5 protein-coding genes are annotated in these 6,406 nt (G+C 41.2%); 4 read left to right on the top strand and 1 reads right to left on the bottom strand.

Annotation, left to right across the window (positions count from 1 at the left end; translation table 11 throughout):
• The first annotated feature begins 176 nt into the window (after window positions 1-176).
• The 4 genes from ASV53_RS21875 to ASV53_RS21860 all read left to right on the top strand — a co-directional run bounded on the left by ASV53_RS21875 (window position 177) and on the right by ASV53_RS21860 (window position 4,069).
• On the top strand, window positions 177-1,481 hold the full coding sequence (locus ASV53_RS21875) for an L-cysteine desulfidase family protein (protein WP_094958676.1): 1,305 nt from the start codon (window positions 177-179) through the stop codon (window positions 1,479-1,481).
• Window positions 1,482-1,759: 278 nt separating this feature from the next.
• Entirely contained in the window at window positions 1,760-2,050 is a 291-nt protein-coding gene (locus ASV53_RS21870; protein WP_094958675.1) for a hypothetical protein, read from the top strand.
• A gap of 39 nt (window positions 2,051-2,089) precedes the next feature.
• A complete protein-coding gene (locus ASV53_RS21865; protein ID WP_094958674.1) occupies window positions 2,090-3,469 on the top strand; it encodes an MATE family efflux transporter in 1,380 nt (459 codons plus the stop codon).
• 99 nt (window positions 3,470-3,568) lie between these two features.
• Complete coding sequence (locus ASV53_RS21860) at window positions 3,569-4,069, top strand: GNAT family N-acetyltransferase (RefSeq protein WP_094958673.1); 501 nt, start codon at window positions 3,569-3,571, stop codon at window positions 4,067-4,069.
• Between the two features lie 136 nt (window positions 4,070-4,205).
• Here ASV53_RS21860 and ASV53_RS21855 read toward each other — a convergent pair whose 3' ends face one another.
• Window positions 4,206-6,242 carry a methyl-accepting chemotaxis protein gene (locus ASV53_RS21855; protein WP_094958672.1) on the bottom strand — a complete coding sequence of 679 codons (2,037 nt, stop codon included), beginning with the start codon at window positions 6,240-6,242 and terminating at the stop codon, window positions 4,206-4,208.
• Window positions 6,243-6,406: the final 164 nt, after the last annotated feature.

The raw sequence follows: 6,406 nt of genomic DNA, 5'->3' as shown, positions 1-6,406 counted from the left end.
TCGCTATTGGTAGTAATTTTTTCTATTTGGGGGTGTTTTTTATATTAATAAGGAAAACCTTTTTCATTCTATTAGCGTTATATTAATCCGCATAATAAGTAGGGGCATGAATCCCTTTTTGAATAAGCACTTAGGTAGCCTTGTCTACTTTTCTGCATACTTTAGTGGTGAATAACGTGAAAAAGCATCTGTGGAATGGTTTTACCAATATTGTTAAGAAAGAAGTTGTCCCTGCGCTTGGCTGTACCGAGCCTGTTTCTGTTGCATTAGGTGCGGCAATTGCGATGCGTCGTATAGCAAAAGGTGAAGCACTAAACGAGCAACTGCGTATTGAAGTGCTGGTATCTCCTAACTTAATGAAAAATGGCATGGGCGTAGGTGTACCAGGTACGGGTATGGTGGGCTTACCTATTGCGGCTGCCATTGGCGCATTAGCTGGTGACCCAGATGCTGGACTCGAAGTGCTTAAATCAATTACGGACGAAGATGTTACTAAGGCTAGAGTATTACTGGATGATAAGCGTGTTACCGTTGGTGTAGCTGCTGTTTCTCAGATCCTTTATGCGCAAGTTACGTTATTTGCTAACGAGCAATCGGTATCCGTTACGATTGCTGATTCTCACACCAAAGTGATCGAAATTCGTGAAAATGACACTGTTATTTTTGCTGAAAATCAGGTGAAAGTGGATGATAAAGCCCCGAAAGACAGCTCGCCTTTCTGCGGTGCTACTGCACATGATGTTTATGAGTTTGCTATTTCAGCCCCATTAGCCGATATCGACTTTATTGAACAAGCTTACCAACTAAATGAAGCTCTATCTCTAGAAGGGTTAACTGGCCAATACGGCCTACAAATTGGTGCAACTTTTCAACGAAATATCGATCGTGGTTTATTAAGCCAAGATCTATTAACAGATATTATGCGTCGAACTGCAGCGGCATCAGATGCGCGTATGGATGGAGCAATGAAGCCAGCCATGAGTAACTCAGGTTCAGGTAATCAGGGTATTGCAGCGACTATGCCTGTTGTTGTTGTTGCTGAGCATTTAAAAGTCGACCGTGAGACCATGATCCGTGCATTAATGCTGTCGCACTTAATGGCGATTTATATTAAAAGCCATCAAAACAAATTGTCAGCACTCTGTGGAGCAACGACAGCATCTATGGGGGCAGTGGCGGGTATGACATGGCTATTAGGTGGTCAGTTTACTCAGGTTAGTGCGGCTATCTGTAATATGATCGGTGACATTACAGGCATTATTTGTGACGGCGCGAAAACCAGTTGTGCAATGAAGGTATCTTCTTCAGCAAGTGCTGCAATTAAAGCGGCAATGATGGCATTAGATGGTATTCGTGTAACAGGTGATGAAGGTATTGTCGATAATGACGTTGATGCGACCATCCGTAATTTATCTGCTTTAGCAAATGGCGCGATGACTCAAACCGATGTACAGATTTTAGAAATCATGGTGCAGAAGTAGGGCATCTGTTGTTCCATAAATAGATGCACTGTTACCTAGATATAAAAAATAGACATTTACGCATTAAACCTTTCAGCCTCCTTTTAAGGGCTGAGAGGTTTTTTTTTGTTAGTAAGAATTGTGGATAGTAGTGCACTTTACATTTGGTGATAAACCACTTGAAGTGTAAAACAAGGAAATAACTTCTTTCATTATATAACTGCATGACACACAAGAATGTACAAATAGCATTCATATTGATTTATATTGACGCTACCACTTAATTTTTGGCGTGAAAAATGACAAATAAAAAAGAACACTCACATCCATCTCTATTTACCCAATTTTTAGCACTGCTCAAAAAAACAATCGAATTTAAATCTAGAATCTGGGTTATCCAAATTACAGACGGTCAATTCAAAGATGAATCGTTAATTATTAACGAAGACACCTTCAATGAGCCTATGCAGTGGATGAAGCAGCATCTTTACTCAGAGGAGATGATTTCTAAAGTCGATAATTTGCGACGTTCTGAAATCATTTTCTTACAGCTTCTAGATATAGAGCACAGGATCATGCGAGTTAAATAATAGCCCATTAACCACTAAATAAAGAAACGGGTACTTTGCATGCAAGCGACATTAAGCCTTGTTTATCAACATACTAAGGGTGATTTTCTTAAGAAAATCTTCACAATAGCGTTACCTATTACATTACAGAATATGATGTTTGCCAGTAAGGGGCTGGTAGATGTGATGATGCTAGGACAATTAACAGAAGCAGACATTGCGGCTGTAGGTATTGCAAGTAAAGCCTTGTTTATTGCTACCATTATGCTGGTCGGTATTGCGACGGGCGGGGGGTTACTAACGGCGCAGTATTGGGGAGCAAAAGATCATAGAGGGGTGCGAGAAAGTACAACGCTAAGTCTTCTATTTACGATTACTGCTGCGCTAATCACTATTCTGGGAGTTAATTTATACTCAACGCAGATCATGGGATTAGCCACACCATCTTGGCAGGTGAATACGCTTGGTAGCCAATACCTCGTTATTACATCGTTCAGTTTGTTTTTCGCCGCTATTATAAGTAGCTTATCAGCTAGCCTACGCTCTATTCATCAGCCCGGTATTTGTACTCTCATTAGCGCTATTAGCGTTTCAATTAATATTCTACTAAATTGGGTTTTAATTTTTGGTAACTTTGGTGCTCCTGCGTTAGGAATAAAAGGGGCTGCAATAGCAACGTTATTAAGTAGCTTAGTCGAAGTGGCATCCCTAATATTCTACCTTAGATATAAACGCCATTTTTTACTTTCCAATTTAAAAAGTTACCTACCAGCTTTTCAGCGCTGTAAAGTAATGCGTTTTCTTAAGCTGTCTATTCCTACGACATTTAATTTCCTAATCTGGTCGGCTGGACTTTTTGCTTACCATGCCATTATGGGGAATAGCGGAACGCAAGGGTTAGTTGCATTATCAGTAATGACGCCAATCGAAGCGATTTCGCTTAGTTTTCTGGTCGGGGTCGCAAATGCCTCTTCGGTTTTGGTTGGCAATCAACTCGGCGCCAAAAACTATACCGCTGCGTACTATCAAGCGATTTGTATGATGTTGATTGCTGTCTCTGTCACTTTGGTTGTTTCGTTGACTTTGTATTGGCAGCAAATGGTGATTTTGAATCAGTTTTCAGCAATTACGCCAGAAACCCGTGAACTTGCTGAAACATTTTTGGCCATACTTTGTGTCGGGATTGTATTACGTTCTGTGCCTACCACCTTAGTTGTGGGTGTGCTGCGTGCTGGCGGGGATGTGAAATTTTGTCTCTATCAAGACATGTTAACGCAATGGGCGTTTGGCATTCCCTTAACGGCGCTAGGCGCATTATGGTTTGGTTTTAGTTCTGAACTGGTCTATGCGATGTTTTTCTTAGAAACCTTGTTTAAATGGTTTGCTTCTATTCAGCGTTTTAGAAGTAAGAAATGGATGCATAACTTAGTTGAGGCGTAGAATTTAGGCTCTATAGTTATTGCTACCATGAAAACACCAAATGCTTTTAGCTAAAAGATTTCGTAAGATGCAGTTCTGATAATCAGAACATAATTAAAAATGACTTTTACTATAAGAAACGTATGTTTAGATGATGCTGAAGGTATCACCCAGGTGCTCAACCCGATTGTTGAAGAGGGCTTGTATACAGTATTAGATACCACGTTTACTGCCGAAGAAGAAAAAGCGTTTATCAAAAGCTTTCCTGAACGAGGCATTTTCACCGTTGCTGAGCATGCTGAAACTGGCGTCATTGCGGGTTTTCAACCTGTCGAACCATTTGCTGACTATACGCGTGCTTTCGATCATGTCGGGATTATTGGCACTTTCGTAAGTAGTGATTTTCATCGACAAGGTATTGCTAAGTCGATGTTCAAGGCTACGTTTGAAGCAGCAAAAGCCTTGGGATACAGAAAGCTTTTTGCTTATGTTCGTAGTGATAATGAGCGTGCTTTGGCTGCCTACCTTAGCCAAGGCTTTGAAGTGATAGGTACAGCGAAACAGCACGCAAAAGTGCGAGGCGAGTATATTGATGAAGTGCTTATCGAGAAGTTCTTATAATACTTTTTGACTCGCTATTTTCTATGTTGGTATTAAGTGGACAGAAGCGAATATCAAACTGATATAAAAAGGAGAGGTAATCGCCTCTCCTTGTTTTTTGTCTTTGACGCTTTATTTATGCTAAAGCACGCTGATGCTAGTGGAAGTAGTCAACTTGCTGTTGAAGTTCTTTCGACAACCCTTGCAGGTTATTAGCACTTTGCGATGTTTGAGCGGCAATATCACATCCTTGACGGTTCAGGTTACTGATCTCCGTCGCATTGGTGGCAATTTCTTGTGATACTTGTGCTTGTTCTTCTGAAGTGGCAGCAATGACTTCTGATTGGGCTGCAATAGACGTCACCTGAGTAGTAATACCTTCCAGCGCTAAACCTGCTTGGGTTGCTTGCTCTGTGACTAACTTTCCTTTCTTCTGGCTTTCAGACATCATGGTGACGGCACTACTCGTACAGCCACGCAGTTGTTCAATAATGCCTACCACTTCTTTCACTGACTCTTGTGTGCGATGTGCCAGTGTTCGAACCTCATCCGCTACCACGGCAAAGCCTCGACCTTGTTCACCTGCGCGTGCTGCTTCAATAGCGGCATTCAATGCTAATAAGTTTGTTTGTTCGGCGATTTCATCGATCATGCGAGTAACCGACTGAATGTTATCGCTCTCATGACTCACTCTATCAATAGCGTCAGCTGACTGTCTTAACTGCTCATTTAACTCCGCAACTTCGACGCTAACTTGTGAAACCAAGTCTGAACCCGATGTACTATCTTCATTAGCCGCTCGAACACTTTCGGCGATGGATTCAACTTGCTCAGCCACTGATTTCGCTGATGATGCCATCTCTTCGATAGCAGTAACAACTTGCTCCACTTGCTCTTGCTGAATATCAGATTGAGCTAGACTGTGTTGCGCATCGTCAGAAACACTGGTTGCTTGATCGTGAACTGATTCACTAGTATTGCGAATAGAACCTACCAGCTCATTCAGTTTCGCAGCCATATTATGGACACCACCAGTAAGGCGCTCAATTTCATTGCCCGAATGGATATTACCTTGCTCCATAGAAAGGGTGACTTCCCCCTTGCCTAAGCGGTCCATGTAACCCGCGAGTGTGGTTAAAGGTGTCGTTAGTCTGTTTAGGTAAAGGCCTAAAATAAAGAAGGTAATTACGCCAGCCACAAGAGCGACAATAACAATAATGGTCAATAATTGCTGGCTACCTTTGGTGACTTCTTTAATGAATGTGCCACCGAGTAACTTCCAGTTCCAGCCTGGAACTTCAGTATAAACAAGGTATTTTTCACCGACGACGCCATTATATTCAAATGGGTATTTGATTAAGCCACTAGTGGATTCGAAGAGCTGACCAAAGGGTTTATTTCCGTTGTAGTCGGCCACATTCAGAATCGACTCTCCTTTTTGTTTTTGCTCTGGATGGTACAGATAAACACCTAGGTTACTTTTATCATTATCAACCACTATGGTGTAACCAGAGTCGCCCCAGCGGACATTACTCACGCTTGAAAATACAGCTTTAGAAGCCTCTTCAATAGACAGTCCAATAAAGGAAATAGCAACAACGTGTCCATTTACATCTTTGATGGGTGAATAGTAGGTGAGGTAATCATGACCAAATAACACGACCTTGGCATAGTAAGGCTGACCGTTCATCAATTTGTTATAGCCAGGGTGGTTTAGCCCTAACTTGCTGCCAAGTGCGCGTTGCCCGCTATTGTTTTTTAGTGATGTCGCTACGCGTACAAAATCGTTTCCTGATGCTACAAAGAGGGTTGCGATAGCGGTTGTATTTTGAGTGAAACGGTCAACGACTTCAGTATCGTTGATCATTGATTTGCCATTTAAGGTGACGTTTTGTACTGACTGTCCAGCAAAGCTGACGGTATTGTTTTCAACGTTAAGGCCATGCATATAACCGAGACGAAATGCACTTTCCAGTTCTTTAGCACTTTCTAAATAAATATTAAATTGTCCCGCAATACTTTCAGCCATGGCTTCCAGTTTAGATTGCTGTTCTTGTAATGTTTCTTCTAGCAAGATATCTGCTGAATTACGATAAACAATCGCAGCTACGGAAGAAAAAGCGATTACGAGTAATACGCTTATAACCAGCTTTAATTGGAAGCCGATGCTTTTATTATTAATTGTTTTCCACATTTGTTTTATTAAGGACAGGTGTCCTTTTACCCTCTGCAGACATAAAAAAGCAATGATGTATTTGCGGGGCGCATGTGTAAATGATTGATTATTAATAAAGATGACAATACTGTCTTTTGTTGATCTGTATTATTTAAAGTTATTAAAAAATGGAAAGTAAAATT

This window comes from Photobacterium sanguinicancri (genome assembly GCF_002265265.1).
GTDB classification, from domain to species: domain Bacteria; phylum Pseudomonadota; class Gammaproteobacteria; order Enterobacterales; family Vibrionaceae; genus Photobacterium; species Photobacterium sanguinicancri.
The sequence above is the reverse complement of the archived record's forward strand: the minus strand, read 5'-3'. Positions and strand labels throughout refer to the sequence as shown.